Source organism: Pseudoxanthomonas sp. CCNWLY206-1, assembly GCF_039710385.1.
In the GTDB taxonomy this organism is placed as follows: Bacteria; Pseudomonadota; Gammaproteobacteria; order Xanthomonadales; family Xanthomonadaceae; genus Pseudoxanthomonas_A.
Map to the genome: position 1 here is coordinate 136,986 of NZ_JBDKXI010000003.1, position 26,505 is coordinate 163,490.

The 26,505-nt window shown below is 62.5% G+C and carries 31 protein-coding genes and 1 pseudogene; 17 read left to right on the plus strand and 15 right to left on the minus strand.

Annotated elements, in window-relative coordinates; all coding sequences use genetic code 11:
• Positions 1-3: 3 nt before the first annotated feature.
• The 5 genes from AADW18_RS08155 to AADW18_RS08175 form a co-directional block, all read right to left on the minus strand.
• Positions 4-801: a thioredoxin family protein gene (locus tag AADW18_RS08155; RefSeq protein ID WP_337342874.1), complete on the minus strand. Its 798-nt coding sequence runs from the start codon at positions 799-801 to the stop codon at positions 4-6.
• Positions 802-1,185: 384 nt separating this feature from the next.
• A complete protein-coding gene (locus tag AADW18_RS08160) occupies positions 1,186-1,611 on the minus strand; it encodes a GFA family protein (RefSeq protein WP_337342875.1) in 426 nt (141 codons plus the stop codon).
• Between the two features lie 10 nt (positions 1,612-1,621).
• Complete coding sequence (locus AADW18_RS08165; RefSeq protein ID WP_337342876.1) at positions 1,622-2,299, minus strand: glutamine cyclotransferase; 678 nt, start codon at positions 2,297-2,299, stop codon at positions 1,622-1,624.
• A 59-nt stretch (positions 2,300-2,358) separates the two neighbouring features.
• Positions 2,359-3,579, minus strand: a complete 1,221-nt coding sequence (locus AADW18_RS08170; RefSeq protein ID WP_337342877.1) for a helix-turn-helix domain-containing protein — start codon at positions 3,577-3,579, stop codon at positions 2,359-2,361.
• Positions 3,580-3,826: 247 nt separating this feature from the next.
• The gene (locus tag AADW18_RS08175; RefSeq protein WP_337342878.1) at positions 3,827-4,747 is read right to left on the minus strand and encodes a LysR family transcriptional regulator; all 921 of its coding nucleotides are present in this window, start codon (positions 4,745-4,747) and stop codon (positions 3,827-3,829) included.
• A gap of 127 nt (positions 4,748-4,874) precedes the next feature.
• Between AADW18_RS08175 and AADW18_RS08180 the strand changes: the two genes are divergently transcribed.
• The 3 genes from AADW18_RS08180 (at position 4,875) to AADW18_RS08190 (ending at position 7,323) form a co-directional block, all read left to right on the plus strand.
• The gene (locus tag AADW18_RS08180) at positions 4,875-5,258 is read left to right on the plus strand and encodes a DoxX family protein (protein ID WP_337342879.1); all 384 of its coding nucleotides are present in this window, start codon (positions 4,875-4,877) and stop codon (positions 5,256-5,258) included.
• 23 nt (positions 5,259-5,281) lie between these two features.
• Positions 5,282-6,136 (plus strand): pirin family protein, encoded by an 855-nt coding sequence (locus tag AADW18_RS08185; RefSeq protein ID WP_337342880.1) that lies wholly within the window; start codon positions 5,282-5,284, stop codon positions 6,134-6,136.
• A gap of 92 nt (positions 6,137-6,228) precedes the next feature.
• A complete protein-coding gene (locus AADW18_RS08190; protein WP_337342881.1) occupies positions 6,229-7,323 on the plus strand; it encodes an alkene reductase in 1,095 nt (364 codons plus the stop codon).
• Between the two features lie 220 nt (positions 7,324-7,543).
• Here the strand turns inward: AADW18_RS08190 and AADW18_RS08195 are convergent, their stop codons facing one another.
• Positions 7,544-8,164: an NAD(P)H-dependent oxidoreductase gene (locus tag AADW18_RS08195; RefSeq protein ID WP_337342882.1), complete on the minus strand. Its 621-nt coding sequence runs from the start codon at positions 8,162-8,164 to the stop codon at positions 7,544-7,546.
• 148 nt (positions 8,165-8,312) lie between these two features.
• Between AADW18_RS08195 and AADW18_RS08200 the strand changes: the two genes are divergently transcribed.
• Positions 8,313-8,879, plus strand: coding sequence for a TetR/AcrR family transcriptional regulator (locus tag AADW18_RS08200; RefSeq protein WP_337342883.1), 567 nt, complete (start codon positions 8,313-8,315; stop codon positions 8,877-8,879).
• Between the two features lie 236 nt (positions 8,880-9,115).
• On the opposite strand, the gene rlmKL is transcribed toward AADW18_RS08200, so the two are convergent.
• From rlmKL to AADW18_RS08215, 3 genes are all read right to left on the minus strand, one after another.
• Positions 9,116-11,248 carry a bifunctional 23S rRNA (guanine(2069)-N(7))-methyltransferase RlmK/23S rRNA (guanine(2445)-N(2))-methyltransferase RlmL gene (gene rlmKL / locus AADW18_RS08205; protein ID WP_337342884.1) on the minus strand — a complete coding sequence of 711 codons (2,133 nt, stop codon included), beginning with the start codon at positions 11,246-11,248 and terminating at the stop codon, positions 9,116-9,118.
• Positions 11,249-11,398: 150 nt separating this feature from the next.
• Positions 11,399-11,926: a hypothetical protein gene (locus tag AADW18_RS08210; RefSeq protein WP_337342885.1), complete on the minus strand. Its 528-nt coding sequence runs from the start codon at positions 11,924-11,926 to the stop codon at positions 11,399-11,401.
• The gene (locus AADW18_RS08215) at positions 11,923-12,414 is read right to left on the minus strand and encodes an MOSC domain-containing protein (protein WP_337342886.1); all 492 of its coding nucleotides are present in this window, start codon (positions 12,412-12,414) and stop codon (positions 11,923-11,925) included. The genes AADW18_RS08210 and AADW18_RS08215 overlap by 4 nt, the downstream gene beginning before the upstream one ends.
• A 247-nt stretch (positions 12,415-12,661) precedes the next feature.
• Here AADW18_RS08215 and AADW18_RS08220 point away from each other — a divergent pair, with 247 nt between their 5' ends.
• The 4 genes from AADW18_RS08220 to AADW18_RS08235 all read left to right on the plus strand — a co-directional run bounded on the left by AADW18_RS08220 (position 12,662) and on the right by AADW18_RS08235 (position 16,300).
• Positions 12,662-13,237, plus strand: coding sequence for an N-acetylmuramoyl-L-alanine amidase (locus tag AADW18_RS08220; RefSeq protein WP_337342887.1), 576 nt, complete (start codon positions 12,662-12,664; stop codon positions 13,235-13,237).
• 161 nt (positions 13,238-13,398) lie between these two features.
• Entirely contained in the window at positions 13,399-14,307 is a 909-nt protein-coding gene (tesB, locus tag AADW18_RS08225; RefSeq protein ID WP_337342888.1) for an acyl-CoA thioesterase II, read from the plus strand.
• Positions 14,308-14,405: 98 nt separating this feature from the next.
• Positions 14,406-14,939 carry a pathogenicity-like protein gene (locus tag AADW18_RS08230; RefSeq protein ID WP_337342889.1) on the plus strand — a complete coding sequence of 178 codons (534 nt, stop codon included), beginning with the start codon at positions 14,406-14,408 and terminating at the stop codon, positions 14,937-14,939.
• A 164-nt stretch (positions 14,940-15,103) separates the two neighbouring features.
• Complete coding sequence (locus AADW18_RS08235) at positions 15,104-16,300, plus strand: sigma-70 family RNA polymerase sigma factor (protein ID WP_337342890.1); 1,197 nt, start codon at positions 15,104-15,106, stop codon at positions 16,298-16,300.
• Between the two features lie 173 nt (positions 16,301-16,473).
• Here AADW18_RS08235 and AADW18_RS08240 read toward each other — a convergent pair whose 3' ends face one another.
• Together AADW18_RS08240 and AADW18_RS08245 are read right to left on the minus strand one after the other, a co-directional pair.
• A complete protein-coding gene (locus AADW18_RS08240) occupies positions 16,474-16,713 on the minus strand; it encodes a hypothetical protein (RefSeq protein ID WP_337343297.1) in 240 nt (79 codons plus the stop codon).
• Positions 16,687-17,199 (minus strand): annotated as a pseudogene (locus AADW18_RS08245) (EF-hand domain-containing protein); the annotation flags it as partial. The gene AADW18_RS08240 and the pseudogene AADW18_RS08245, both read right to left, overlap by 27 nt.
• A 145-nt stretch (positions 17,200-17,344) precedes the next feature.
• On the opposite strand from AADW18_RS08245, the gene AADW18_RS08250 reads away from it, so the two are divergent.
• The 3 genes from AADW18_RS08250 to AADW18_RS08260 all read left to right on the plus strand — a co-directional run bounded on the left by AADW18_RS08250 (position 17,345) and on the right by AADW18_RS08260 (position 20,121).
• On the plus strand, positions 17,345-17,929 hold the full coding sequence (locus AADW18_RS08250) for a hypothetical protein (RefSeq protein WP_337342891.1): 585 nt from the start codon (positions 17,345-17,347) through the stop codon (positions 17,927-17,929).
• Between the two features lie 4 nt (positions 17,930-17,933).
• Positions 17,934-18,689 carry an arginyltransferase gene (locus AADW18_RS08255; RefSeq protein ID WP_337342892.1) on the plus strand — a complete coding sequence of 252 codons (756 nt, stop codon included), beginning with the start codon at positions 17,934-17,936 and terminating at the stop codon, positions 18,687-18,689.
• Between the two features lie 202 nt (positions 18,690-18,891).
• A complete protein-coding gene (locus AADW18_RS08260) occupies positions 18,892-20,121 on the plus strand; it encodes an endonuclease/exonuclease/phosphatase family protein (protein WP_337342893.1) in 1,230 nt (409 codons plus the stop codon).
• Between the two features lie 144 nt (positions 20,122-20,265).
• Here the strand turns inward: AADW18_RS08260 and AADW18_RS08265 are convergent, their stop codons facing one another.
• Complete coding sequence (locus tag AADW18_RS08265) at positions 20,266-20,553, minus strand: hypothetical protein (RefSeq protein ID WP_337342894.1); 288 nt, start codon at positions 20,551-20,553, stop codon at positions 20,266-20,268.
• Complete coding sequence (gene purT, locus AADW18_RS08270; protein WP_337342895.1) at positions 20,553-21,752, minus strand: formate-dependent phosphoribosylglycinamide formyltransferase; 1,200 nt, start codon at positions 21,750-21,752, stop codon at positions 20,553-20,555. Before purT ends, AADW18_RS08265 begins: the two co-directional genes overlap by 1 nt.
• 120 nt (positions 21,753-21,872) lie before the next feature.
• On the opposite strand from purT, the gene AADW18_RS08275 reads away from it, so the two are divergent.
• The 6 genes from AADW18_RS08275 (at position 21,873) to AADW18_RS08300 (ending at position 25,346) form a co-directional block, all read left to right on the plus strand.
• Positions 21,873-22,736 (plus strand): SPFH domain-containing protein, encoded by an 864-nt coding sequence (locus tag AADW18_RS08275; protein ID WP_337342896.1) that lies wholly within the window; start codon positions 21,873-21,875, stop codon positions 22,734-22,736.
• 20 nt (positions 22,737-22,756) lie between these two features.
• Positions 22,757-22,942: an Arc family DNA binding domain-containing protein gene (locus AADW18_RS08280; RefSeq protein WP_337342897.1), complete on the plus strand. Its 186-nt coding sequence runs from the start codon at positions 22,757-22,759 to the stop codon at positions 22,940-22,942.
• Positions 22,939-23,115 carry a DUF4177 domain-containing protein gene (locus AADW18_RS08285; RefSeq protein ID WP_337342898.1) on the plus strand — a complete coding sequence of 59 codons (177 nt, stop codon included), beginning with the start codon at positions 22,939-22,941 and terminating at the stop codon, positions 23,113-23,115. Before AADW18_RS08280 ends, AADW18_RS08285 begins: the two co-directional genes overlap by 4 nt.
• A 100-nt stretch (positions 23,116-23,215) precedes the next feature.
• Positions 23,216-23,761, plus strand: coding sequence for a PH domain-containing protein (locus tag AADW18_RS08290; RefSeq protein WP_337342899.1), 546 nt, complete (start codon positions 23,216-23,218; stop codon positions 23,759-23,761).
• A gap of 9 nt (positions 23,762-23,770) precedes the next feature.
• A complete protein-coding gene (locus tag AADW18_RS08295; protein ID WP_337342900.1) occupies positions 23,771-24,586 on the plus strand; it encodes a M15 family metallopeptidase in 816 nt (271 codons plus the stop codon).
• Between the two features lie 43 nt (positions 24,587-24,629).
• Positions 24,630-25,346, plus strand: a complete 717-nt coding sequence (locus AADW18_RS08300) for a DUF4328 domain-containing protein (RefSeq protein ID WP_337342901.1) — start codon at positions 24,630-24,632, stop codon at positions 25,344-25,346.
• 95 nt (positions 25,347-25,441) lie between these two features.
• Here AADW18_RS08300 and AADW18_RS08305 read toward each other — a convergent pair whose 3' ends face one another.
• Positions 25,442-26,116, minus strand: a complete 675-nt coding sequence (locus AADW18_RS08305) for a DNA-3-methyladenine glycosylase (RefSeq protein ID WP_337342902.1) — start codon at positions 26,114-26,116, stop codon at positions 25,442-25,444.
• A 13-nt stretch (positions 26,117-26,129) separates the two neighbouring features.
• Positions 26,130-26,501 (minus strand): DUF423 domain-containing protein, encoded by a 372-nt coding sequence (locus tag AADW18_RS08310; protein WP_337342903.1) that lies wholly within the window; start codon positions 26,499-26,501, stop codon positions 26,130-26,132.
• Between the last annotated feature and the right edge of the window lie 4 nt (positions 26,502-26,505).

Sequence of the window (26,505 nt, forward strand, 5' to 3'; positions counted from 1 at the left end):
GAATCAGGCGTGTGCTTCGCAGCACGCGGCGGCTATCGACGCCGCTTTCACTGCCGCGGCCGGCTCGTAGCGATCGTGGTGCCGCACCCATGCCATCGGATACTCAAGCGCGTCCTCGTCGCGGCCCTTGGGCGTCAGCTCCAGCAGGGCGTAGGTGTGCATCATCACTTCCACGCCGCGACCGAAGCGCGAATAGGTGTGGAAGACCTCGCCCGTATCGTCCTGGTAGAACACGCTGATGCCGGGCGCCTCTTCATGCGCGAAAGGCTGCTTGATGTAGTTGTAGTTGACCTTGCCCGAGGACATCTCGTCCTGGGAGAAATTGACGCCGAAGTCGTGGTTGAAGTCGGTGCCATACGAGGACACCCACTTGAACTTCCAGCCCATGCGCTGGCGGAATTTCTCGATATCGGCCAGCGGTGCGCGCGAGATAACCAGAAACGTGACGTCGCGTTGCGCCAGATGTTGGTTGGCGCCGTCATTGTGATCGGCCATGTAGGAACAGCTCTTGCAGCCCTGCTCCCAGCCCGGCGCGAACATGAAATGCTGCACCAGCAGTTGGCGCCGGCCTTCAAACAGATCGCCAAGCGTGCGCGGTCCTTCGAGCGTATCGAAGATATAGTTCTTGTCGACGCGTACCCACGGAAGTGCGCGTCGCTCGCGGGCGATCTGGTCGCTCAGCCGCGTCAGCTCCTTCTCGCGCGCCAGCAGATTCTTGCGTTCGGCCAGCCATTCCTCTCTCGACACGACAGGATGGTTCTTGGTGTTCGGTTCGCCGGTAATAACGGTCATGGTGTTCATCATGTGGTCCTTAGCTTTAGGGCTTTTTTGCCAGTGCACCTGACTCACCGAGTGGATGATGGGTGCGGTTGTATTCGGTCCAAAAACCGAAAAATGGGGTACCAACAGGCGCGTGCATTCGCCCTGTGTGGCCGGATGGAAAACCGTGTTTCGGACAGCGGCTAAGACGGCGTAGAGCGGAGCTGCGCCCCCACAATGACGCCGAGCCAGTAACAATGAGGCCGTCGCAACGGCAAGCGATAACGAACAATCGCGTGAAGGCGCTTCTCGTAAAACCGGATATTTTTGATTTCCTTGAAGCCACGCTGCCTCGGCGTATCGGCCTCCGGAAACATTCAGCCGAGCAAGCTCGGCTCTACGAAGAGCGCGCCGCCGCTGCGGATGTCATGCGGTACTGGCCATCATCGGCATCTTGTCGAACTTCACCAGTGCCGGATCAAGGAGATCCCACGCGTGCCCGCGCACGGCATACGTCACCGCTTGCGGTTTGAATCGGCTGGGATCGTCGAGGCTCGCCGCGTGCACGGCGATATTTTCTGGCATGGCGGAAAACGTCACGTAGACGGGCGATCCACAGACAGGACAGAAAGCGCGCGTCTTCGGGTTACCGCTATCCGCCACGATGTCCCAGTGCATCGCTTCACCTTGCAGCTCCACACCCGAACGCAGAAAGGTCAAGTAGGAGCCGTGCCCCGTGCCGCTTTTGTGTTGGCAGTCGAGGCATTGGCAGTGATTCTGGAACAAAGGTTCGCCAGAAATTTCATAACGGATGGCACCGCAGGCGCATCCGCCGGTATAGACATCGCTCATGTTGGTTCTCCTAGGCTCGGGCTTCTTTCGGGCGCCGCACGGCACGGACCTTTCCAGCGCCGCCGCCGCCACAGTAGAAGAGATCCGCGCCATCGGATTCGAGCCCGCTGACGCCGGTGCCTTGCGGCATCTGCAGCCGCTCCAGCACGGCACCATTTTCCGGATCGATTCGGCGGATTTCGCTTTCATCGTCCTGCCACGTGCCGTGCCACAACTCGCCATCGATCCAGGTCACGCCGGTAACAAAGCGGTTGGACTCGATGGAACGAATGACGGCGCCGGACTCGGGATCGACCTGGTGGATCTTGCGATCACGGTATTGGCCCACCCACAGACTGCCCTCGGCCCAGGTGAGCCCCGAGTCGCCACCGTTGCCAGGCGCCGGGATCGACTTGACCACGTTGCCCGTGGCGGGATCGATCTTGTCGATCCGCGTCTCGGCAATCTGATAGAGATAAGTGCCGTCGAAGGCGGTGCCGGCGTCGGCGGTGCGGGTCAGCGCGCGTGCTTGCTCGCCGCTATCGGGATCGAACGCGACCAGCTTGTCGCCGATGGCGGCCCAAACGTGGCGACCGTCGTGAGTGACGCCACCTACGCTTTTGGCATCGCCAAACGGGCCGTACTCGCGCACGATCTCGGCCGCGTGTACCGGTGCTTCGGATCTGCTTTTGCTTGCCTTGGTATTCATGGCTTGGCTCCCATCGTGAACAGGTTCTTTCGCGCCCGGGGTGGCGCCGCAAGGCCAATCTACCCGGGCGAGAGCGCAGTGGGGAGTAACAAGATCGTCGTGAATCCTGTCAGCGGCGGTGCCAGCCAGCGCTGCGCCCGTGCCCGTCCTATCGAGCGCACCCGCCCTTCCTCCTCGAGTTCGACGAGCGCGCGCTGGATGGTGCGCTGGCTGGTACCCAGCGCCAGCGACAACGCCGAGGTCGACCACGCTGCGCCATCGGCGAGCAGCGCCACCAGCGCGGCCTGATCGCCATCTATCGGCGGCGCCAGCACTACCACCTCGCGGGCGTTGCGTGGCTTGAGGATGAAGCCCTGCGCCGTGGCCTCGATCTGGGCCAACGGCACGATGAGCGCGCGCAGGCGGCCTATCTCCACACGCAGGCGTGCCCGATGGGTCTCATCAGGTTTACGGGTGCGGAACGCGCAAGCAATCAACGCCTCCCGATCAATATCGCCCGGCCACGCCTCTGCAAGCGCGCGCGCCAATGCGAACAGCACCGGCCGGCGCGTCAGCGGTTGCCATGAAGTGCCCGCACGCAACCCGCGACGACAAGCGTCAACCACCAGCGCACCCGATTCCAGCAGCGCTTCCACTTCGTCGAGACGAAGCGCGTGCTCGGCGCCGGCGGATATGCGCCGGGCGGCAGGACGATCGAGCGCGGCACGTGCCTCCGCTACTTCCGCCATGAGTGCCGGCACGCGCGCGTGACCGGCTGCCTCATGCGCACGCGCCAGCGCCGCTTGCGCAGGACCGGTACGCAGCGAACGCAGCGCCAGCTCGGCGGTAGCCAGTTCTGCCATCGCCGCCAGCGCTGGCGGCAGGCCGTGTCCATCGAGGTGAGCCAGCGCGGCCGCGGCCTCTTCTAACCGACCGAGCAGCAACAAGCGGCGCGCGGTGATCAACCACGCCTGCAGCGCATTGGCATGATCGGCACGCGCTTCCAGCGTCGCAGCAGCAGCGGCAAGCGAGCGCGGCGAACCACCGAAGTCGCGCATCGCCAGTGCTACTTCGGCCTCCGCGACAATGCAGCGCGCGCGCGCCAATTCCTCGTGGCTGCCGAAGTCGCGGGCGGCACGCCGCAGCAACTCGCGCGCACGCGGATGTTCGCCTAGCTGAGCCATGGCGATGCCACGCAGCGCCAGCGCCGGCGGATCGTCGCGCAGCGCGATCCGCTTAAGGGCGCCGAGCGCATCGCCAGCGGCGAGCGCACGCGCGGAGGCGTCGATCAGGGAATCCATGGCAACAGGCTACCTTGCTGTGTGTACTTGCGCTTGTGCCGGGTCGCGCAAACGCACGTCGGCATGCGCTTCACGTAGAGCCGAGCTTGCTCGGCTGCTTCCAGGTCCGGCTCAACCTTGAATGCCCGTAGGCGGCTATTCGCTATCGCCTGCCGTTGCGACGGCCTCATTGCCACTGACTCGGTGCTATCGCGGGGCGCAGCTCTGCTCTACGTCTCTCTGGCCAGCACGAATCGCGTTCCGGCTGTCAGACAAGGACATCACTACCGCTGCCGTGCATCTCCTTCAACTTCTCCGTCACCATGTCTATAAACGCGGACACTGCCAGAGGCAGATGCCGCCTGCTCGGATAAAGCACATGCATGCCGTAGCCCTGCCGTTGGTACTTTGGCAGCACAGGTACCAGCAGGCCCGCTTGCAAGTCTTGCCTGACGATCGCGTGGGGAAGCAGCGCGATACCTAGTCCCGCCAGGGTGGCCTTGCGCAATGCCTGCGCAGTGTTGCCGCTGAAGCGCGCGACAACCTGCACTTCCTCGTCGACGCCCCTGGGACCGGTCATGCGCCAAGTGGCATACCCGCTTGCGTGGGAGAAGCTCACACAGTCGTGATTCACCAGTTCTTGCAGCGTGCCGGGAGCACCGCGCGCCGCAAGATAAGCAGGGCTGGATACCAAGCCGTCACTGACGGCGCTCACCAACTGCCGGCCGACATAGCCCGAGTCCTGCAGAGGCCCTCCGCGAAACGCCACATCGATTCGGTCGACGATCAAATCGGCCTTGGCGTCGCTGAGCACGAAGTCAAGCCGCACCCGGGAATGCCTGGCGAGAAAATCCGCCACCCGCTCCATCGGGAAAAAACTGAAGAAGTCAGCCGGCGCCGCAACACGCACCAGCCCGCTGGGTTCCTGGGTGCCGGTCACAAGCTCCTGTCCCGCTTCCGTTAACCCATCCACCGCGCCCGCGCAGCGCTCATGGAATGCCTCACCGGCGCTGGTGAGAGTGAGCTTGCGCGTGGAGCGCTGCAGCAGTCGGGTGCCCAGTTGCTCTTCAAGATGCTGGACGCGCCGGCTCAGCGTGTTGGGCGGCGCGCCCAGCCGCCTCCCCGCCTCGGCGAAGCTCCCGGCACGCACCACTTGCACGAACAGGGCGATGTCGTTCAGATCGAGCATGAGCCTATTACCGTTCTAAATGGACGAGTCCAATCTTACTCTACCGTCTTATCAACCAATCGGACCGAGCCTAACCTTTTGGCATCAGGGCGCCAAGCCCTTCATTCGCCACAAGGTAGCCGCGTCCATGACCGCTTCTCCGTCGCTCTCCATCACCCAGCGCCGCATCGTTTGGGGTGTCCGCGTGCTCCTGGCCCTGGCTTTCGGCGCCGCTGGCGCGGCCAAGCTGGCGGGGGTACCGCAGATGATCCAGGTGTTCGATGCGATCGGTGCGGGCCAGTGGTTCCGGTACGTCACCGGCGCTGTGGAAATCATTGGCGCCGTGCTGATCCTGCTACCCGCCGCCGGCTTCTTCGGTGCCCTGCTACTCGCCGCAACGATGATCGGTGCCGTGGCGACACATCTCGTACTGATAGGCGGCAGCCCGATGCCGGCCGTGGTGCTGGGTTTGCTGTCCGCCTTCGTGGCTTGGCGGCTGCGGCCTGTGTTCCGCCCGGGCGCGGTTCGCTGACATTTCGCTGTGAGGAAATCGACATGACAACTGCAATCGCCAATGACACACGCGCCATCGTCTCCCGCACGCGCAGCAACACGCATGGACCGATCACACGCCTTGTCAGCCCGGGCGACCTGGGCGAGCTGTTGAAGCCTTTCGTCTTCCTCGACTTTTTCAGCACCCGGGGCTCAGCCGGACTCCCGAAGTTCGGCATGCACCCGCACTCCGGTATCGCGACCGTGACCTTCTTGATGGAAGGCGACGTGAGCTATGAAGACACCACCGGCAAACAAGGTGTGCTACCCGCCGGTGGAGTGGAATGGATGCGTGCGGGCAACGGTGTATGGCACACGGGCACCCCGGTCGGCAGCGAGCCGATGATGGGGTTCCAATTGTGGATCGCTTTACCCGCTTCGGAAGAAAACGCACCCGCGCAAAGTTTGTATCTTTCGCCTTCGCAGGTCTCGCAAGAAGGTCCTGTGCGCGTATTGCTCGGGCGCCATGGTGAGGCGCAGAGCGCCATTCCCGCACCTGCAGACATGAACTACCTAGCGGTGCAGCTGAAAGACGGCGAACGCTGGCGCTATGTGCCTCCTTCCAATCACAACGTGGCGTGGCTGGCGGTCAGCATGGGGAGTCTTGATGCCGGCGACTTTGATAGCAGTGACACTGTTCATGCCGGGGAATTGGTGGTGTTCGAAGAGTCCGGCCTACCCATCGATGTGGTGGCCCGAGGCGATACATCCTTCGTGCTGGGCTCGGCAGTGAAGCACCCGCACGAGCTGGTGACGGGCCACTACTCGGTGCACACGAGCAAGGCGGCGCTCACGCAGGGCGAAGCCGAGATCCAGCGCATCGGCGCACAACTGCGAAGCGAAGGGCGCCTACGCTAGCGTTCGTAAGTGCCGCTTCCGCGCAAGCAACGAACGCATGCTGAAAAAAATCGACTGAGTCCATTCCATCTTTCTACGAGAGAAGAACAACCATGACCGCTATCCAATTAGCCCCGTTGCTGTCACCCGTCCAGATCGGCTCGCTATCGTTGAAAAGCCGGATCGTCATGGCGCCGATGACGCGGAGCCGAGCCGGTGAAGGGGACGCCGCAACATCTCTAGCCGCCGAATACTATTCGCAGCGCGCAAAAGCCGGTCTCATCATCTCGGAAGGTTCGCAGGTTTCCGCACAGGGAAAAGGCTATCCAAGAACGCCAGGCATTTTCACCGCGGAACAGATCGCCGGCTGGAAGCTGGTGACCGATGCGGTTCATGCACAAGGCGGGCGCATCTTCCTGCAGCTCTGGCATGTGGGTCGTTTGTCGCATCCTTTGGTACAGGCCAATGGCGAGCTACCGGTAGCGCCATCGGCGATCAAGCCAGAAGGCCAGCTCTATACTTCGGAAGGACTAAAGGCCTACGAAACGCCTCGCGCATTGAATCTCGATGAAATACCGGGCGTCGTGGCGGACTTTCGCAGAGGCGCTGAGAACGCCAAGCTGGCCGGATTCGACGGTGTGGAAATCCATGGCGCCAACGGCTACCTGATTGACCAGTTCCTGCGCGACGGCAGCAACCACCGCACCGACGCCTATGGCGGCTCATTCGAAAATTGTGCGCGCTTCCTCAAGGAAGTGGTGGAAGCAGTCACCCCAGTTTTCGGAGCCGACCGCGTTGGTGTCCGCTTGTCGCCCCTCTCCGGTTTCTCCATAAGCGACAGCAACCCGCAGGCGATTTTCGGATATGCGGCGCAGATGCTTGGCCAATATGGACTGGCTTATCTACATGTCATAGAAGTAGGTGAAGATCCGTTCGACTTCCTCGAACTGAAGCGCCGTTTCGGCGGTACCTATATCGCCAACGGCGGCTATGACGCATCGCGAGCGGCGGCGGCTATTAGCTCAGGCAAAGCCGACCTGGTGGCGTTCGGTGTTCCCTTCCTGGCCAATCCGGATCTTGTCGACAGATTCGCGCATGGCGATCCTTTGAACGAACCTGATCCGTCGACTTTCTACCAGGGCGAAGAGCGCGGATACACCGACTATCCGGCCCGTGATCGCGTTGTGGTCGAACTTCCTCAAAGCTGATCAGTTGATCGGCGAAGGATGCGGTAAGCCGCAGGCGCGCCGCATCTTTCGCGCATCAGTCAGGAGGTTCGGCAATTGAACGATTCGCGATCGATGCGGTTCGCTTTGCTCACCGCATCCTACTTTGGAAGGCGGGTTGAATAAGTCGGCTCAATCCCGCGCTTGAAACGGCGTCCTCGATCAAGATCGCAGGACGCGGTGCGCCACAGGCGTCAACCACTTATGCCGCTTCGGCCGCCTTGCATCGCTCGGCCGCATCGAACAGGTCGCGGCCGATGGCGCGCGCGGTTTCCAGGTGAGCTATATGGTTTGGCGCTTGCGAATTGAGCAAAAACTCGGACGTCACCACGCATGCGCCGCAGTAGTCGAAGATGCCATGGTCGATCTGCGTCTTCATTGCGGTGAAGTAGCCATGGCGAGTGAAGGTTCCTGCGTCCGCGCCACCGATTCCAACGAGATGAACCTTCAGGCGCTGAAGTTTCTTCGCCACTTTGCCGTCAGCGCCTTCGTCATACGCCCAGCCGTTGACGAACACGCGATCGATCCAACCCTTGAGCAGTCCTGGCATCGACCACCAATAGATGGGATAGACCAGCACCAGGGCGTCGGCATGATCGATCCTGGCTTGCTCGGTGGCAACGTCGACCGGAGGCGGTGCGTGCTTACGATGGACGGCGAGATCTGCTTCGGTGAACCGAGGGTCGAATCCTTCCGCGGCGAGGTCCGCGATCTCGAAGGAGTTTTCCGAACCCGCTTGCGATATGCCCTCGGCAATCCGGGCGGCAATGCTGTGGGTGAGCGAGGTGGGTTCGGGATGGGCGGTAACGATGAGCGCGTGCATGTCGAAGGCTCCTGATGCGGGTTTGCGGATGAGAGGCAAGGCCCTGTATTCTGGCCATAAGTTACTTTTAGTAAGTTACTTTTGGTAGGTTGATGTGTCAAGACCCAGAAACAGACCACAAAATTCCGATCCGCAACACCGCCGACGAATGGCGAAGGGCGACCGCAACCGCCAGTTACTGGAGGTTGCGTGGCAGTTGATTCGGGCAGAAGGCACCGACGCCTTGACGCTAGGGCGGTTGGCCGAGCAAGCCGGGGTCACCAAGCCGATCGTCTACGACCACTTCGGCACGCGGGCCGGGTTGTTGACGGCGCTCTATCAGGATTTCGATACCCGGCAGACCGTGATCATGGACGCCGCAATTCAGGCCAGCGAAGCCACGCTGATCGGCCGGGCAACGGTCATCGCATCGTCCTATGTGGACTGCGTGCTCCTGCAAGGCCGCGAGATACCCGGTGTGATTTCGGCGCTCGCCAGTTCGCCGGAACTGGAGAAGATCAAGCGCGAATACGAGGCGATCTTCATGGAAAAATGCCGAGCCGCCCTTGCCCCTTTTTCCAAGACAGGCGTTATCGCGTCACCCGGTCTTCGGGCGATGCTCGGCGCGGCCGAGGCGTTGTCGCATGCTGCTGCAACAGGAGAGATCACACCCGATGAAGCCAAGGATGAACTGTTCGAAACGATTGTCGCGATGGTCGATAGAAGCGCGCAATAAGTGTATAGCTTCCGTGTAAAGCGCCCCGGGCGCGCTTCGCTTACGCGGGCTACCGCATTCCTACAATCTCGCGTCCGTTCTCGTAGCGTGGGCCTTGGCCCACCATTGCGATGCCGGCGTTCGCGATGGCAATCATCATGTCGGTTTAAAGCAGCCGCGGGTGCTTCCGATAGTCGCCGGTGCGAGCGTCGAGACGGCGTTGGTGGGCCAAGGCCCACTCCATGAGGTAGACACACTCACTTCCGCGTCAGTCGCCAGCACCGGTGTATCCGCGGATTACGTTCGAAATCCGGCGGGATGGTCTGGGCACTGATGTCTTCGCAATGGGCGAATTCCGCTACTGCCTCTTCGTCCAACTTGAAGCGGCGGAAGTTGTTGGAGAAATACAACACACCCTCGGGCATCAGGCGCGCTACCGCTGCGTGCAACAGACGGACGTGTTCCTTCTGCACATCGAAGTCTTCGGCGCGAGCGGAATTGGAGAACGTCGGCGGGTCGCAGAAGATCACGTCGTACCGGTTCTTTTCCGCTTCCAGCCAGGTCAACGCGTCGGCTTGCACCAGACGATGCTGTGCGCCGCCCAGGCCATTGAGCGCCAGGTTGGCTGCGCACCATTCCAGATAAGTAGCGGACAAGTCGACACTCACGGTGGAATCGGCACCGGCTCCCGCTTGCACCGAAGCCACGCCGGTATAGCTGAAGAGATTCAGGAAGCGCTTGCCGCGCGATTCCTGCGCCATATGCCGGCGCAACGGCCGGTGATCCAGGAATAATCCCGTATCCAGATAATCGAACAGATTGACCCGCAACCGTGCACCGCTTTCGCGCACGATGATGAACTCGCCGCGTTCCTGGAAGCGTCCGTATTTACTACCGCCCTTACCGCGCGTGCGCGACTTGATGGCGACGCGCTCAGCCGGCACGGCGAATGCCTCGCGCGCGGCCGCCAGCAGGTCGCCGAAACGGCGACGCGTGTCCGCCTCCGGAATGGTTGCCGGCGCTGCGTATTCCTGCACGTGCAGGAAGGTGCGCTCTTCCCCGCTCTCTTCGCGATAAACGTCGATGGCGGCCGCGTATTCCGGCAGGTCCGCATCGTAGACGCGGTAGCACGTCACGCCATCGCGTTCGCGCCAGCTCTTGAACTTCTTCAGGTTCTTGCGCAATCGGTTGGCGACCATCTGCGCGCCCTCGGACAACACACGCGGCTCCGAAGGCTCCCGCACCGGCGTGGCGATCGGATCGCAGACGATCAACGCGCACTCGATGGCGCCGTTGAACATCTGGTATTTCTTGCTGGCGCGAAGTCCGGTGGCATACGCCAGTTCGGCATTGCCGCACAGCAGGCTGGCGCGCCATTGCGGCACAGCACGCTTCAGTGCATCACCAAGTTGGCGATACAGCGCCGCGTCGGCGGCCAATCGTTCGTCATAAGGGGGATTGCAGACCGCAACACCGCGTTCGAACGGTAGCGACGCCAGCTGTGCGATATCGCGCGTTTCGAACTGGATGACGCCGGCCAGACCGGCGAGCGTGGCGTTCTCGCGCGCGGCACGAATCGCATGCGGGTCGATATCGCTGCCGAAGAACACCGGCTTCAGCGTCGTGCGTCCCTTGCTCTCGCGTTCGATGGCATCGGCATACAGTTCACGCCAAAGATTGGCGTCAAAGCCGAGCCAGCGGCTGGGCAGCACGTTGCCATGACGTTGCAAACCGGGCGCCACGTCGGCGGCCATCAACGCGCCCTCGATCAACAGAGTGCCGCTGCCGCACATCGGATCCAGCAGCGCGCCGCCATCGTGATAGGCCTTGGGCCAGCCGCCGCGCATCAGCACGGCCGCGGCCAGATTCTCTTTCAGCGGCGCATCGTTTTGCACCTGGCGCCAGCCGCGCCGATGCATCGGTCCGCCGCCCAGATCGATGGACAGCGTGGCACGTCCTTTGCGCAGAGAAAGATTGATGCGTACATCCGGCTGATCGACATCCACTGAAGGCCGTTCCAGGCCCTGCGCGCGCAGCGTATCAACCACTGCATCCTTGACCCGCTGCGCGGCAAAGCGCGCGTGCGTGATGGCTTCGCCGGATACATGCGCGTCGACGGCCAAGGTGTGTTCCGAACGCAGGTGCTCTGTCCAGGGCACCGCGGCGACGCCATCGTATAGCGCTTGCTCATCCGGGCAATCGAACTCGGCGATCGGCCACAACACACGGCTGGCCAATCGCGACCACAACACCGCACGCTGCGCGTCTACTGGCTCACCTTCCGCGTTGACGCCGGCGATGGTCGCGGTGGCCTTGGTCATGCCGAGCGCCAGCAGCTCGTCGGCAAGCAGATATTCCAGGCCTTTGGCGCAGGAGATGAAGAATTTCATGATTTGAAGTGCCTTTTTCCCTTCTCCCCCCGGGAGAAGGTGCCCGAAGGGCGGATGAGGGAACGGTGTATCAGATGAAAAGTTGTGCGACGGCAACGGCTCTTCGCCCTACCAGCGCTACGCGCCGGACCTCTCCAAGAGAGGAGATACTCAAAGCTCCGACAGCAGTTGCGCGAACGCTTCCGCCGACGCGGCGACATGATCGGACAACCGGTGTGAATCATTCACCAGCAACAGGCGCGCGCGGCGCATATGCGCCCAGTCGACGACCTGCTGGGCGGGAATCAATTCGTCGTCCCAGCCGTGAATGATCGATACCGGCACGGCTGCCGCATCCAAGTCCGGCAGAGGGCCCATGTTGATCGGCGGCGCCATCAGGAACAGCCCTTCCGTAGGCACCTGCAAGGAGATGCGGCCTGCGATATAGGCGCCCAGGCTGGAACCCGCCAGCACCACCGGACCGCGTGCCGCCGCGGCCGTGGCAATGTCGTGGAGCCGCACCAATCTCGACGGCACATCGCCCAGCGAACTGATGTCCCGCCGTGCATCCAGGTCAGTGTAATCCGGACGCTCATGGGTCCAGCCCATCCGCTCGGCGGCTTCGGCCAGCGCGGTGACCTTGGTGGCATCGGGACCGCTTTCGAATCCGTGCGAAAGAATGCAATGGCCGCGCATCACAACGGCTCCACTGCGTCGCCCATGCGGAAGCGCCCGCCGACGATGATCCGTGCACATAGGCCGCCGTGGCCTCGCATGGCGTTATAGCCGCCCGGCCCCAACGCATCTTCCATGCGCGAACACGGATCACAGGATTCCGTACCTTCCAGCACCACTTCGCCGATGCGAAACCGGCGCTCTTTCAGCGCGATCAATGGCACGCCGGAGACCACCACATTCCGTCGCAGCAGCGCCGGCTCCAAGCCGTGGTAGCGCGCCAATGCAGCGATCACCGGCAGGTGTTCGGCCTGGATCAGGGTCACGCCGCGGCTGCCGCTGCCACCCGCGTAGCGATCGCCGGCCAATCCGCCACCTTCCGTCGCGTCTACGGCCTCCACGGGCGTCATCGTCTCGGTACGGTCCGGACGCAGGCCGATCCATTCCACCCTTCCGGCATGCGGCAGGTTGGCCATCAGTTTGGCGAGGGGCGAATCGGGAGAAAGCGGCATCGACAAGTTCCTTCAGGCGTCGCGGCCCACAAAGACGCGTAGTTTACTGGACCGGCTCCGCTATCGCCCTGGCAAAACGGCGGTATTCGAGCGTGTCGCGGCCTCGCGGATGAGAGTCGTTGCCGCCTGTTCTGTCATAGCAAGGCATCCCCGGACCACCCAGCTGCGACGACATTAGGCGGACGACCCGCAGGAAAGGACACTTCGCACTCACCCCAAAGGCCATGACACGCTCTAAGATTCGGCCATGCTCCCCGACCTGCCGCCATCTCCGCCCATGACCGTCTCGCCGCTACCTTACGAAGTGCGGCTGGAAGAACGTCCCCGTTCCCAGATCGACCTGGTGGTGATTCACTGCACCGAGCTGCCGGACCTGACCGATGCGCGCAGGGCCGGCGAACAGATCCTCTACGCCTCCGGCACCGGCAACAGCGGCCACTACTACATCGATCGCGACGGCAGCGTGCATGTCTACGTGCGTCCCGAGCGCATCGCTCATCACGTGCGCGGCTACAACCCGCGCGCCGTGGGCATCGAACTGGTCAACACCGGCCGCTATCCAGATTGGCTGGATTCGCGCAACCAGAAGATGGACGAACCCTATACCGAAGCGCAGATCGTCGCGGTGATCAGTTTGCTGCTGATGCTGCAGAAAGAACTACCGTCACTGAAGTACATCGCCGGGCACGAAGAACTGGACACCACGCTGGAGGCGTCCAGCAATGATCCGGGTACGCAGGTGCATCGCAAGCTGGACCCTGGGCCGCTGTTTCCTTGGGAGCGGGTGATGGAGGCGGTGAAGCTGGAGCGGTTGAAGCCGTAAAGCTTTCTCGTGGGAGCTTCCTTGTGGGAGCGACGTGAGTCGCGACGTTGATGTTTCCGGTCGCGACTCACGTCGCTTCCACAAGGTTGCCCTACAGGCGCCCAAGGCCTTTTCATCTCCCGCCTTTATAATCCGCCCATTCTTCTGCCAGGCGAGCGCCCGTGCCCTCCACTCCCGAACCCGTCGTCAGCGAACTGATCGAACTGCTTTCGCTGGAACGTTTGGAAGACAACCTGTTCCGGGGCCAGAGCCGCGACATCGGTACCAAATACGTGTTCGGTGGCCAGGTGCTGGGCCAGGCATTGTCGGCCGCCCAGGCCACGGTGGAAGGCCCGCGCCGCGCGCATTCGCTGCACGCCTATTTCCTGCGCGCCGGCGATATCGATCACCCCATCGTCTACGACGTGGATCGCACCCGCGACGGTGGCAGCTTCTCGGTGCGCCGGGTCACCGCTATCCAGCATGGCCGGGTCATTTTCTTTTGCGCGGCTTCGTTCCAGGCCGAAGAGCCCGGTGCCGAACATCAGCTCTCGATGCCGGAAGTGCCGCAACCGGAGGATATCGAGCCCGCCGCTGCGATTCCGGCCGACGTCATGGCGAAGCTGTCGATCAAGGTACAACGCTGGTTGTCGCGGCGCGGGCCGTTCGAGTTCCGCCACGTGTACCCTCGCGACGAATTGAATCCGCCCAAGCGGCCGCCCTACCAGCAGGTGTGGTTTCGGCTCACCGAAAAAGTCGGCGATTCGCCGGAACTGCACCGCGCGTTGCTGGCCTATGCCTCCGACTTCCAACTGTTGGGCACCGCGACTTATCCACACGGCATCAGCTATTACCAACCCAACGTGCAGATGGCATCGCTGGATCATGCCTTGTGGTTTCACCGCCCGTTCCGCGCCGACGATTGGCTGCTCTATTCGATCGACAGCCCCAGCGCGCAAAGTTCGCGCGGACTGGCGCGCGGACAGATATTCGACCGCCAAGGGCACCTGGTGGCCAGTACCGCGCAGGAAGGCCTGATCCGGGTCGTACCCGATGCACAGACGGCCTCGATGGTGCCAGCCAAGGAATGATCCGAAGCCGGCTGAAGTAATATGGCGCGATGACGATTTCATCTGCCCCGCGCCCGCACCAGATGTACCTCCACACGCAAGCGACACACGGCTGAACCATGCGCCAGGTCTTCAGCAGCCAACGTCTCGAAACCGTCGAGGGAGTCGCCAAGCTGCTCTCCGATGCGGGTATCGAAGTCCATGTCAGCAACGCACGTTCCTATCGGTCGCGGCGCGGCGGCCAGTTCAGCTATAGCGAACCGATGTCAGCCAGCGAGCAGGCCGCGGTCTGGATCCGCCACGCCGAAGACCAGCCACGCGCACGCGAAATCCTGCGCGAAGCCGGCCTGCTGGAAACCACTCGCCCCGGCGGTCGGCCCAGCCTGATCTTCACCGACGCCGCAGACGAAACTCCGCAACGCGGCCGTTGGGCCTGGCGCATCCGGCTTATCCTGCTGGCGATCATCGCCTTGGCCGTGGTCATTACGGTGATGCGTCACCGGCAGGCCAAGACGGCGCTGCCGGTCGCTCCTTCGCCCCAGACCCAACCGGCGGTGCCCGCTGATCAAGCCACGCCTGCCCCTGCGAAACCCGCCCCTGCGGAAGAAGAGGAAGAGCCGGTCCGCGTGCGTATCCAGCCGAGTTCGGGTTAGGGCACCGAGCACCTAGCAATTAGGTGCCGTCATCCCGGCGAACGCCGGGATGACGGCGTTGTTGGTCCGGTTAACTGTTGGATGCAAGAAGTTCTGCCCGCCTGGTCACATTCCGCACACCACCCCGTCTGGGATGGCAGGATTCCCCTTCGCGGACGATTGCCATGAATGCCCAAACACTGGAATTGATGCTGGAACAGGAACTGCCTGCCGCCGCCCGCGGCAATCAGGCGGCGTACGGCCGGATCGTGAGGGCGTGCCAGAACACCGTCACCGCCATCGCGTTGGCGATTACCCGTGATGTGCAGGCCAGCGAGGACATCGCCCAAGAGGCCTTCATCAAAGCCTGGCAGCAATTGGACAAGCTGAAGAACTCCACCAGTTTCCTGCCCTGGCTGCGGCAGATCACCCGCAACCTGGCCCGCGACCACTTGCGCGCCAATAGTCATCGGCCGCTGACCGGCGAAGGGGCGGAAATCGCCATCGGCATGGCGGCTGATCCTTCTCCTACCCCCTCCGAACAGCTATTGCTGACCGAACAGGAAATCGTCGCGGCCGACATCATCTCCGCCCTGCCGGAAGAGAGCCGCGAAACCTTGCTGCTGTACTACCGGGAAGGCCAACGATCGCAGCAGGTTGCCGATCTTTTGGGATTGAGCGACGCCGCGGTGCGGAAGCGGCTTTCGCGCGCGCGCGGCTGCGTGCGCGAGGAGATGCTGAAACGTTTTGGCGAGTTCGCTCGTGCCAGCGCACCGAGTGCGGTATTCGCGACGACGGTCTGTACCGCATTGATGGTGACAGCGCCGGCTGCCAGTGCCGCGGCCCTGATCAGTGCCGGGACGATCGGTTCCGGCGCCGGCAAGCTGGGGGCGGGAGGACTTGGCGCATCCGCGTTCAACGGCGGCATTGCACTTGGTGCGTTGGGAACCGCGTTTGGCGCCATGAATCTGTATGTCGTCTTCTCCGCACTGTTCGGCGGCATGCTGGGTTCCTACCTGGGCGGCCTGTATTTGCTGCGGTTCGCCGACACGGCGGAAGAACGGCGCCAGATACGGCGTTTCATATTCATCAATACCGGCACGGTGGCATTGTTCTGTATCGGCGTACTGCTGCTGGTCGTCTTTGCCGCTTCCAAGCCGACGATGCTGCTGTATTCGGTGGCGGGAATGGCGGCCATCAGCTACCAATGCCTGGTGCCGCTGCAACGGGTCATGACGCCGCTACTGGCGCGCGATGCGGCCCGACGCGGCTTGGGCGGCAAGAAGAACTGGCTGTATGAAAGCCTGTATGGCCGCTTGGGCGTGTTCATCGGCATTGCGATTGCCGCGGCGGCGATCGGCTGGACTTTTTACCTGCGGTGAGCGTGAGTCACTGCCGGATGGGAGCATAAGTGGGTACGGCCGCTCCTGCTATGAATTAATCCTGTAGGAGCGCCGTCCCGGCGCGAGCTTTTCCTGCCTGATCATGATGGAAGCAAGAGCTCGCGGCGGGGACGCCGCTCCTACCGTCGGGACATCGTTGCTACCGGCGCGCCTCAGCGCATCGTGCCTTTGCGCGACGGCAGTTCGTCCTTGCTCAGAAAGCCATCTTTGTTCGCGTCCAGGCGATCGAAGTTTTCCGTCATGCGCGGGTTGCCTTTGGCTTCGTCGCGGCTGAGCTTACCGTCCTTGTTCGCATCGGCGGCCGCGAAGCGTTCCGCGGCGTGCGCCTGGAAGCGTTCATGGCCATGCTCGCGGCGCTTGTTGTCCGCGGCTTCGAACTCAGCCCGGCTCAGCTTGCCGTCCTTGTCGGTGTCGGCAGCGGCGAATCGTTCTTCCCTGTGCTGCTTGGCACGTACTTCGCGATCGGCACGGTCGATGACGCCATCCTTGTTGGCGTCCATCTTGTCGAAGCGTTCGGCGAACTTCGGATCGGCCGCGGCTTCCGCCCGGCTGAGCTTGCCGTCCTGGTTGGTATCCAGTTTGGCGAAAGCGGCGCGCGCACCATCCTTGCCACCGTGCCGCCCGCCATGCATGCCACCGCGATGCGGTCGCTCATCGGCGGTCAGTTTGCCGTCCTTGTTCTTGTCCAAAGCATCGAACTTCTCGGCCAGGCGCGGGAGGGCGGCGGCTTCTGTACGATCGATCACGCCGTCGTTGTTCTTGTCGGGATTGATGCGGGCGGCCGGCTGGGTGGCGTTGTCGGCCTGAGTCGCCGCCAGGGCGGTGCCGGCGCCGAGGGCGGCCAGCACGGCGACGACGAGCAAGGTATTACGGTTCATGGATGTCTCCTGAAAGTGCGGCGCCGATGCGCGCCACTGCGGTAGTCAACGCGTCTGCGTGGGGATGGTTGACGCGCAGACCAGCGCGTTCAGATTGTGGATAGTCGCAACACCCGCGATACCGGCGCCGCAGTATGCTGGCCTCATGACGAACGCCCTCGCCCGCGCCCTGTCCATCGTCGGCCACCCCATGCTGGTGTTGCCGCTGGCGGTGCTCGCGCTGACGCGTACGCGCGGGAATGGCGGCGATGTGTGGTGGCTGGGGCTTGGCTTCGGTTTGTTTGCTGTCACGGTCATGGGCTATTCGTGGTGGCAAGTGCGTCGTGGCCGCTGGGGACACGTGGACGCCAGTGCGAAGCATGAGCGAGGTTCGCTCAACCGCTTCCTGCTGATTGCGCTGGCCACTGCCTCGCTGCTGGCCGTCATCTTGTTTCCGCAAAACGATCTGGCGCTGGGACTGGGTCTTTCGGCTGGATTGATCGTCATTGCCATGCTGACATCGCGTTGGTGCAAGTTGTCGCTGCACATGGCGTTCGCCGTCTTCGCGGCACTGTTGCTGTCGCGCCTGGGTTGGGAATACGGCGTGGCGGGTATCATTTTTGCTGCCGCTGTCGCGTGGTCGCGCTTGGCGTTGCAGCGGCATACGCGGGGCGATCTGCTGGCAGGGACGGCGGCGGGCGCACTGGCGGGGTTGGCATTCTGGCTCACGGCGGCACAGAGTGGAGGTTGACGATATGGGTGCCGATTCGTTTCCATCGGTAGACGAGCTTCGCCTGTTTCATACGGGCGAGCATCCTTGCGGCTATTGGCCGGAACGGGTAGCGCGCGATCTGGTACTCGATCCGCGCGATCCGCGTTTGCCAATGTTCTATCCCAATGCGTTGAGCTGGGGCTTCCGTCGTTCCGGCGACATCGTCTACCGTCCGCATTGCGCGCATTGCCGCGCCTGCGTGCCGGTGCGCATACCCGCGAATGATTTCAAGCCTGACCGGAGCCAGCGCCGTTGCGCCGCACGTAATGCACAGGTGGATACTCGCATCGTGGCGACATTGCGCACGGAGGAACACCTGGCGCTGTACCGCCGCTACCTGGCCGCGCGTCATCCACAGGGCGGCATGGACGATCATGGCGCCATCGAGTTCGACCAGTTCCTGATCGGCAGCTGGTCGCAAGGACGTTTCCTGGAGTTGCGCGAACACGGGCGTCTGCTGGCGGTAGCGGTGACTGATCTGGTTCCCAATGCGTTGTCCGCCGTCTACACCTTCTACGATCCCGACATGGAAGACCGCGGCCTGGGCACGCTGGCGATCATGCGCCAGTTGGAATGGGCGCGGCGGGAATCGCGCCAGCACCTGTACCTGGGCTATTGGATCGAAGGCCACCGCAAGATGGACTACAAACGCCGCTTCCAGCCGTTGGAAGAATTCGATGGGCGAAGCTGGCGGCGCGATGTTGGTCGGAAGACTGGAGGGGTGAAGGGTGAAGGGTGAAGGGTGAAGGGTGAAGGCAGCTTGCTTTTGCCTCTTTTAAAAGAGGACTGAGGTGGATTTGCCGTTGTTTTGTTTTAAGAGCAAGGGCAAATCCCCCTCAGTCCCCCTTTGGTAAAGGGGGAGGCAAAGCAAAGGCCTTGTGCTCACTGCTACCGGCTCCTGCTCTTCAACTACCGTCACAAGAGCATGGCAGAATCGCCGGATGCCTAAACTCCTCATTGCGCTATCCATGTTCCTGTCCCTCTCCGCCTGCGTCGGCGTCAATGTGCACGGCGACCCCGCCGCTTATGCGACCGATAGCGATATACGCGTCGCCACGTACAACACGTCGCTGTACTCGAACGAAAGCGGTGGGCTGATCCGTTCACTGGAAGGCGACAACGCGCAGGCGCGCAAGATTGCGGCGGTGCTGCAAAAAGTCCGACCGGATCTGGTGTTGTTGAACGAGTTCGACTACGACGAAGCACACCGCGCCGCGGATCTATTCCAGCAGCGTTACCTGGAAGTACCGCAAGCGGGTGGCGGGGATGCCCTGCGCTATCCCTACCGGTATTTGGCGCCGGTGAACACAGGTGTTCCCAGCGGCCTGGACCTGGACAACAACGGCGTTGCCGGCGGCGAAGGTCGTGATCGCGGCAACGACGCGTGGGGATATGGGTTACATCCTGGTCAGTACGGCATGCTGGTGCTGTCGCGCTATCCCATCGACAGCAAGCGGGCGCGGACTTTCCAGTTGCTGCGCTGGAGCACGATGCCAGAAGCGGCCAAGCCCATCGATCCGACAACGAATCGGCCTTGGTACCGCGATGAGGTGTGGTCGCAGTTGCGGCTGTCTTCCAAGTCGCACTGGGATGTACCGGTGAATACGCCGCATGGCGTGGTGCATTTCCTGGTGTCGCACCCCACTCCACCGGTGTTCGATGGCCCGGAAGACCGCAATGGCGCGCGCAACCATGACGAGATCCGCCTGTGGCGCGAATATCTTTCGCCCGACGACAAGCCATGGCTATGCGACGACCAAGGCCGCTGCGGTGGATTGGAACAGGACTCGCGCTTCGTCATTGCCGGCGACCTCAACAATGATCCGATCGATGGCGACGGTCGCCACGACGCCATCCTCGAACTGCTGGAACATCCGCGGGTCATGCGCCATGCCACGCCGCGCAGTGTCGGTGGCGCGGAAACCGCGGAACGCTACGCCGCGCAGGGCATCGCTCATCGCGGCTCTCCGATGCATGTCACAGGCGACTTCGGCCCGAAGACAGGCGCGATGCGGCTGGATTACGTGTTGCCATCCACCGGTTTCGCATTCATCGGAAATGGCGTTTTCTGGCCAGCTAAAAACGACCCCGACGCCGCGATCGCCGATGGCAGCGATCATCACCTGGTGTGGGTTGATCTCAAGCCCGCGCCGCGCTCCGATAGCCGCTGAGCGAACACGATCAAGAACGCGCCGCAGCGCGTCCGGACGCCGAACAGCAGGCTTTGATTGCTCTTCGCTTTGTGCCGTCTGACAGAAAGAGCTCGCGGCGGAACGCCGCTCCTACCGCGGGGACATCGCCCCTACAACGGCTATTTACGGCGTCGCCGCGACGCGCGGACCGAAGCCGAAAACCGCTTCGCTCTGCGCGGACACGATCATGCGGATCATGCTGCCGGGCACCATCAGTTCCACCTGCACCTCGTGGCCTTCAGGGTTCTTGCCCACCAGCATCATCTCGGTGAACGCACCGCCGGTGTCGATCTCCTTGCAGAATAAATGTGGGCCATCAGCCTGGTCGGTCAGATAAGGCTTGATGGCATCGCCCAGCGCTTCCAGTGCCTGCGGGAAGAAGAAAATCGCGTAGCCCTGACTTCCATTCATCAGCGTTCTCCGAATGATTCGAAAGTGATGGTGATGGCTGCCGCCGCCTCGCGCGCCATCGTGCGTGCAGTATCGATATTTTCGGCACGGGCCAGGGTTACGCCGACGCGGCGGTATCCTTCCACGCGCGGCTTGCCGAACAAGCGCAGTTCCGTATCCGGGGTTTGCAGCGCGCCTTCCACGTTGGCGAAGACCGGAACGCCATAACCTTGCGCCAGCATCGCACATGACGCCGAAGGGCCTTTATGGCGAATCATCGGAATCGGCAATCCAAGAATCGCGCGCGCGTGCAGCGCGAATTCGCTGAGGTCCTGCGACGCCAGCGTGACCAGGCCGGTATCGTGCGGACGCGGCGAGACCTCGCTGAACCACACTTCGTCGCCTTTCACGAACAGCTCCACACCAAACAAACCCCACCCGCCCAGGTCGTCGGTTACCGCCTGGGCGATCTGCTGCGCACGCTGCAGCGCCAACGACGACATCGGCTGCGGTTGCCAGCTTTCCCGATAGTCGCCATCTTTCTGCCAGTGTCCGATCGGGTCGCAGAAGGAAGTGCCGCCGACATGGCGCACCGTCAGCAGGGTGATTTCGTAATCGAAATCGATGAAACCTTCCACGATGCAGCGGCCCGCACCGGCACGGCCGCCGGTTTGTGCGTAATCCCAAGCCGGGCCGATATCGGCTTCGGCGCGCAGCGTGCTCTGGCCTTTGCCGGATGAGGACATTACCGGCTTGACCACGCAGGGCAGGCCGATATCGGCGACTGCAGCGCGGTATTCCTCAGCGGTATCGACGAAGCGATAGGGCGAAGTCGGCAGGCTCAATGTTTCCGCAGCCAATCGGCGGATACCTTCGCGGTCCATGGTCAAACGGGCCGCACGCGCGGTGGGAATCACCCGCGCGACGCCCTCGGCTTCCAGCGAGATCAAGGTCTCGGTGTGGATCGCCTCGATTTCTGGCACCACCAAGTGCGGCCGCTCTTGTGCGATCAGCGCGCGGATCGCCACCGGGTCGAGCATGTCCAATACCTGCGAGCGGTGCGCTACCTGCATGGCCGGAGCGTTCGCGTAGCGGTCGGCAGCGATCACTTCGACGCCCAGCCGCTGCAGCTCCAGCGCGACCTCCTTGCCCAGTTCGCCAGACCCCAACAGCAGGACCCGGATGGCGGAGGAAGACAAAGGCGTGCCGAGCGTCGTCATACGGCGGAGATCCAATGAGGGGGCGCGCCAGTTTACCGGCTGCCCGACGAACGGCGGGCGCGGCACGTTGACATCTGATATCACTTTGATATCTTTTAGCCTCAACCAAAGGGAAGTGCCATGAAAGAGAATCCGACCCATTCGCTACCTGGAATCCCATTTCTGCTGGGGGCGCTGGTGCTGGCCCTGATCGCCGCCTCGGCGCTCCTGCGGGCGATGGTGGCGGGCCCGCCCGCGCTTCTGTTTGTCGCCCTGCCGGCGGCAGCGCTGCTGATCTTGGTGGTAGCCGGACTGTACAAAGTGGAGCCCAACCAATCGGCTGTGCTCAGCCTGTTCGGCCGATATATCGGCACCGTGAAGGACAACGGCTTGCGTTGGAACAACCCGTTCTTCAGCGCGAAGAAGATTTCTCTGCGCGTGCGAAACTTCGAGAGCGGCAGGCTGAAAGTCAACGAACTGGACGGCAGTCCTATCGAGATTGCCGCGGTGATCGTCTGGAGAGTGGTGGATTCGGCGGAAGCCGTCTTCAACGTGGACGACTACGAAGGCTTCGTCCACATCCAATCAGAAGCCGCGTTGCGTGCGATGGCCACCAGTTATCCGTACGACCAGCATGAAGAAGGCCAGATTTCACTGCGTAGCCATGCCAGCGAAGTCAGCCTGCACTTGAAGGAACAGCTGGACGAGCGCCTGAGCACCGCTGGCGTGGACGTGTTGGAAGCACGCATCAGTCACCTGGCCTACGCGCCGGAAATTGCCCACGCCATGCTGCAGCGGCAACAGGCCAACGCGGTGATCGCAGCGCGTACGCGCATCGTCGCCGGTGCGGTCGGCATGGTGGAGATGGCCTTGTCCGAGTTGCAGAAGAACGGCGTGGTGCAGTTGGACGAGGAGCGCAAAGCGCAGATGGTCAGCAACCTGCTGGTGGTGCTGTGCGGCGAACGCGGTACCCAGCCCATCGTCAACACCGGCTCGATCTACTGACCGGCTGAGCGGACAAGCACGTGACCGAAAAAAAGGCCTACCCGCTACGTATCAACGCCGCGGTGCTCGCCGCGGCGCAGCGCTGGGCCGACGACGAACTGCGTTCGCTCAATGCACAGATCGAGTACGTGCTGCGCGATGCGTTGCGCAAGGCAGGCCGCCTGCCGAAGGCGGGAGACGATAACGCGAAGGAACCCAAACCATGAGCAAGCGTTGGAGCCATAAAGTCATCGAAGTGTCGTACAAGCTGTTCGGGGGCAAGTTGAACGACCGCGTGCAAGAGGAACTGGACAAAATGGGTTCGCAAGGCTGGGAACTGGTTTCAGCCACGAGTGGCCACGATTATTCGGTGCGGCTGTTCTTCAAGCGCGAGGGCTGATGCGCGCGTCCGCGATCGCCTGAAGTTCAGGCTGAAGTTCACCGTGCTGCTGCCGATGTTGTCGCCATCGGTTCGGCTTCGACAATAACGGGAATCCCTCATGCGCAAACCCGAAGACTTTCCGCTCTCGCCAACGAGCCGGTCAATCTGGCTATGGCTGTGGATCCCGCTGCTGATCGGCGGCACTGTGGTGATCGGCGGTGCCCTGACTGGGTATCGAGGCAACAATCCCTACCTGTTCCTGCTGGCCATTCCCTCCATGGTCCTCGTGGGTGCGGGTCTGAGCTGGATGGTCCGCCGCCGGCATATCCGGTTGGACAACCGCGAGCTGCAGGTCACCGCGACGCTTTACACGCGCAAGGTGGCGGTGGAAGCGATCGATCTTGCGCGCGCACGCGTGATGAGTCTGGACGAACATACGGAATTCAAACCACGCTTCAAGACTAATGGATTCAGCGTGCCCGGCTTCCAGGCCGGGCACTTCCGTCTGCGCAACCTGAGCAAGGCTTTCTGCCTGATCACCGACCGGACTCGGGTGCTGTCGCTGCCGCTACGCGACGGCGGCTTGATTTTGCTTAGCCCCGAGAAGCCGCACAACCTATTGGACCGTTTGCGTGAACTGGCGGACTTTCCCCGCCACCGCTAAGCTGCGGCGATGCGCCGCCTGCCTCCCCTGCCCCGCAAAAGCTTCCTGCTCAACACGCCAGATATCGAACTCTGGCCCGCCGGCCTGCTGCGCGCACGCGCCAACACCGACGCTCGCACGCTGGCGCGCGCAGGGCGCGTACTTCGGCGCAAGCGCGACGGCCGTTATCTCGCCGCATTGCTGCCTGAAGGCGTATTGCCGCTGGTGCAGCGGCTGGCGCATGAACCTGGCATCGAAGCGGCTTGGGACGCCTTGGACCGCTTGGACGCTTCTCGCAACTTCGCAATCGATGAGGCGGGACTGATGCCGCTGGATCGGTTGCAGGAGCGCCTGCATGTATTGGGTTTGCAAGAGGAATACGGCGAACGCACCGGACTGCCGCTAGTACCCGAACCCGCGGCACTGGCTTTCGCCGGGCTGGATCGCTATCGCCGTCCGCTATGGCTGACCGCGGGCGCCGCACGCGCCTGGGAAGCGATGCGACGTGCCGCCTACATCGACGATGTCGTGCTGGAAGCCATTTCCGGTTACCGCAGCCATGACTACCAGCTGGGCATCTTCGAACGAAAACTGGCCCGGGGACAGACGGTGAATCAAATCCTCACCGTCAACGCCGCGCCCGGCTACAGCGAACACCACAGTGGGAACGCACTGGACATCAGCACGCCGGGGGAACCGCCCGCCGAGGAATGTTTCGAAGCCACGCGCGCATTTTCATGGCTGACCCGGCATGCCGGCGATTTCGGTTTTGTGATGAGTTATCCGCGCGACAACCCGCACGGCATCGTCTATGAGCCGTGGCATTGGTGCTACCGGATCATCTAACGGAATTCACGCCGATCGCTTACTCAGGGGAAACTGCCGCACGATGGAAAATCCATACCAAACACCCACGGCTGTGGTCGCCAGCGACGTGCCAACGGCTTCGCAATTCAAAGACCCCACCTGGCTGACCTGGGTAACGCGTGTCTGCCTCATCGCCAGCGCGGTGATATCCGGCGCCACCATTGCGGTCACGATGCAGCAGTATGCGCTGTTGAAATCCGCCGAGACGGGGCAAATGTCATTGGATGACGTCTACGACCAGACGTTGATCCAGTTAGGACTGGTCGGGTTGCCGCAGCTGATCGTGGCGGTGGCGTCGATCGTGTTCATCGCCATGTGGGTCTATCGCGTCGCGTGGAATGCGCGTGTTTTCGCCGGAGCGCGCAATATGGATTTCACGCCAGGATGGTCTGTCGGCTGGTACTTCGTGCCATTCGCCAATTTGTGGAAGCCCTACCAGGCGATGAAGGAGGTATGGAGAGCTAGCGCCAATCCGTCGCAGATGGACCGTACTGGCGTCTCCTGGTGGCTACCCCTGTGGTGGCTGCTGTGGCTCGCCAACAATATCGTCAGCAATTACGCTACCCGGACGTCATGGAGGGCGGATACCATTTCGGAAGAGATCAACGCCGCGCTTGCATCGATCACGGCGGACGCCATCAACATCCCGCTATGCCTGGTGTTCCTGCTGATCGTCAATCATGTATTCCGGATGCAATGGCAGCAGCGGCTTCTCCGGGAAGAGACACTGACAGGCTGAGAAGACGGAACGACACCGCAATGGCCTTCCGGCCGAATTGAGCATACGTCACGCTGACACAGACGAAAGGTCGTGAACAGCATTCGGTAAGACGGCTAATCCTGCGAACGCTTGGTCGGCGTCTTCGCCTCGGCGCCGAAATCGGCAATGCGCCATAGATACTGGCTGGCGTAGGTGCGGTAGGGTCCCCATTTTTCGCCGCGCGCCAGCAGCTCCTTGGGCGTGGGCATGACGTCCAGTTTGTCGACCAGTTGCGCGCCCTTGCGCACGCCAAGGTCGTCGATCGGCAACACGTCCGGACGGCCCAGGCGGAACATCAGCATCATCTCGACGGTCCATCGACCGATGCCACGGACCGGCACCAGCGCCGCCACGATCTCGTCTTCGTGCATCAGCGACATCTGCCGCAGGTTGGGGATTTCACCACGCTGTTCCCTTGCGGCGAGGTCCCGCAACGCCAGCGTCTTGTTGCCCGATACGCCGCAAGCGCGCAGCGCCGCATCATCAATTCGGCCCAAGGTGTCGAAATGGAGGCGTGTGCTACCGATCGCGGTTTCGACTCGTCCGACAATGGTGGCCGCGGCCTTGCCGCTGAGTTGCTGGTACAGGATGGCACGTGCCAGCGCATCGACGGGATCGAATGATTTCCGCCAGGTGGGTTGCGGCTCGATATAGCCAATGCGCTTCATCCAAGCGCCCAGCTTGCGGTCGCGCCGGCTCAGGTGGTCGAAGGCGTGTTCGGTGTCGAAACCACGAGAATGACGAGGCATAAGCTCTACTGCTCTAACGCCGTACTGCGTCAACAGCCCAGATCGCCCAGCCCAGGATGAGCATCACGCCACCCGCGGGCGCAGCCTGCGTGGAAAAGCCGACCAGTGCGTTCAACATCAGGCTACCGGCGAACAGCAAGGTACCCAAGAGCAGCAAAGCCAGCGCTATCCGCCCCATCGTCCGCACGGTACCGGCGGTCAGCGCCGCCAGCGCGAGACCGTGGCCGAAGGCGTAAAGCGCAGCGGTTTGCAGATTGGATTGCGCATGCGCGTCGGTCATGCCGTGCGCGGCATAGGCGGACAAGGCGATCGCTGTCGAGGCAAGCAACCCTCCGCACAGCGCGAGGAAAGACGGTTTGCGTTGACGACGGTCGTAGTTCAACACAGGG

Coding starts and splice junctions, on each gene's coding strand:
- AADW18_RS08155 (WP_337342874.1), bottom strand. CDS start 801: ATGAACACCATGACCGTTATTACCGGCGAACCGAACACCAAGAACCAT.
- AADW18_RS08160 (WP_337342875.1), bottom strand. CDS start 1,611: ATGAGCGATGTCTATACCGGCGGATGCGCCTGCGGTGCCATCCGTTAT.
- AADW18_RS08165 (WP_337342876.1), bottom strand. CDS start 2,299: ATGAATACCAAGGCAAGCAAAAGCAGATCCGAAGCACCGGTACACGCG.
- AADW18_RS08170 (WP_337342877.1), bottom strand. CDS start 3,579: ATGGATTCCCTGATCGACGCCTCCGCGCGTGCGCTCGCCGCTGGCGAT.
- AADW18_RS08175 (WP_337342878.1), bottom strand. CDS start 4,747: ATGCTCGATCTGAACGACATCGCCCTGTTCGTGCAAGTGGTGCGTGCC.
- AADW18_RS08180 (WP_337342879.1), top strand. CDS start 4,875: ATGACCGCTTCTCCGTCGCTCTCCATCACCCAGCGCCGCATCGTTTGG.
- AADW18_RS08185 (WP_337342880.1), top strand. CDS start 5,282: ATGACAACTGCAATCGCCAATGACACACGCGCCATCGTCTCCCGCACG.
- AADW18_RS08190 (WP_337342881.1), top strand. CDS start 6,229: ATGACCGCTATCCAATTAGCCCCGTTGCTGTCACCCGTCCAGATCGGC.
- AADW18_RS08195 (WP_337342882.1), bottom strand. CDS start 8,164: ATGCACGCGCTCATCGTTACCGCCCATCCCGAACCCACCTCGCTCACC.
- AADW18_RS08200 (WP_337342883.1), top strand. CDS start 8,313: ATGGCGAAGGGCGACCGCAACCGCCAGTTACTGGAGGTTGCGTGGCAG.
- rlmKL (WP_337342884.1), bottom strand. CDS start 11,248: ATGAAATTCTTCATCTCCTGCGCCAAAGGCCTGGAATATCTGCTTGCC.
- AADW18_RS08215 (WP_337342886.1), bottom strand. CDS start 12,414: ATGCCGCTTTCTCCCGATTCGCCCCTCGCCAAACTGATGGCCAACCTG.
- AADW18_RS08220 (WP_337342887.1), top strand. CDS start 12,662: ATGCTCCCCGACCTGCCGCCATCTCCGCCCATGACCGTCTCGCCGCTA.
- AADW18_RS08230 (WP_337342889.1), top strand. CDS start 14,406: ATGCGCCAGGTCTTCAGCAGCCAACGTCTCGAAACCGTCGAGGGAGTC.
- AADW18_RS08235 (WP_337342890.1), top strand. CDS start 15,104: ATGAATGCCCAAACACTGGAATTGATGCTGGAACAGGAACTGCCTGCC.
- AADW18_RS08250 (WP_337342891.1), top strand. CDS start 17,345: ATGACGAACGCCCTCGCCCGCGCCCTGTCCATCGTCGGCCACCCCATG.
- AADW18_RS08255 (WP_337342892.1), top strand. CDS start 17,934: ATGGGTGCCGATTCGTTTCCATCGGTAGACGAGCTTCGCCTGTTTCAT.
- AADW18_RS08260 (WP_337342893.1), top strand. CDS start 18,892: ATGCCTAAACTCCTCATTGCGCTATCCATGTTCCTGTCCCTCTCCGCC.
- AADW18_RS08265 (WP_337342894.1), bottom strand. CDS start 20,553: ATGAATGGAAGTCAGGGCTACGCGATTTTCTTCTTCCCGCAGGCACTG.
- purT (WP_337342895.1), bottom strand. CDS start 21,752: ATGACGACGCTCGGCACGCCTTTGTCTTCCTCCGCCATCCGGGTCCTG.
- AADW18_RS08275 (WP_337342896.1), top strand. CDS start 21,873: ATGAAAGAGAATCCGACCCATTCGCTACCTGGAATCCCATTTCTGCTG.
- AADW18_RS08285 (WP_337342898.1), top strand. CDS start 22,939: ATGAGCAAGCGTTGGAGCCATAAAGTCATCGAAGTGTCGTACAAGCTG.
- AADW18_RS08290 (WP_337342899.1), top strand. CDS start 23,216: ATGCGCAAACCCGAAGACTTTCCGCTCTCGCCAACGAGCCGGTCAATC.
- AADW18_RS08295 (WP_337342900.1), top strand. CDS start 23,771: ATGCGCCGCCTGCCTCCCCTGCCCCGCAAAAGCTTCCTGCTCAACACG.
- AADW18_RS08300 (WP_337342901.1), top strand. CDS start 24,630: ATGGAAAATCCATACCAAACACCCACGGCTGTGGTCGCCAGCGACGTG.
- AADW18_RS08305 (WP_337342902.1), bottom strand. CDS start 26,116: ATGCCTCGTCATTCTCGTGGTTTCGACACCGAACACGCCTTCGACCAC.